We start from the raw sequence: 270 nt of genomic DNA, 5'->3' as shown, positions 1-270 counted from the left end.
GGTTTGCTGAATACTGTCACCGGAGCAGTGGGTGGTGCGGCGGGATCCGGGGCTTCGTCGAATCCGCTCGCGCCGGTCACGTCGCTCGTCGGCGGGGTGTCGGGGACGGCCTCGTCGGGCGGCTCGACGGGCCTGCTGGCGCCTGTAACGGGGCTGCTGGGCACGCTGGGTAGCGTCGGCAAGTAAGGAGGACGGTCGCGCCTTTGCAGCCGGAGCAGGAGGCGCGGCCGTACAAAACAAACCGGCCATGCGGCACGCGGCGCGCGACAC

General features: G+C 70.7%; 1 pseudogene. It reads left to right on the top strand.

Annotated elements, in window-relative coordinates:
• Positions 1-186: pseudogene (locus SB751_RS30820) on the top strand (hypothetical protein); the annotation flags it as partial.
• Positions 187-270 lie beyond the last annotated feature (84 nt).

This window comes from Cupriavidus sp. SIMBA_020, from assembly GCF_046535395.1.
GTDB lineage: Bacteria > Pseudomonadota > Gammaproteobacteria > Burkholderiales > Burkholderiaceae > Cupriavidus > Cupriavidus campinensis.
This window is presented reverse-complemented; position numbering and strand designations above follow the sequence as displayed.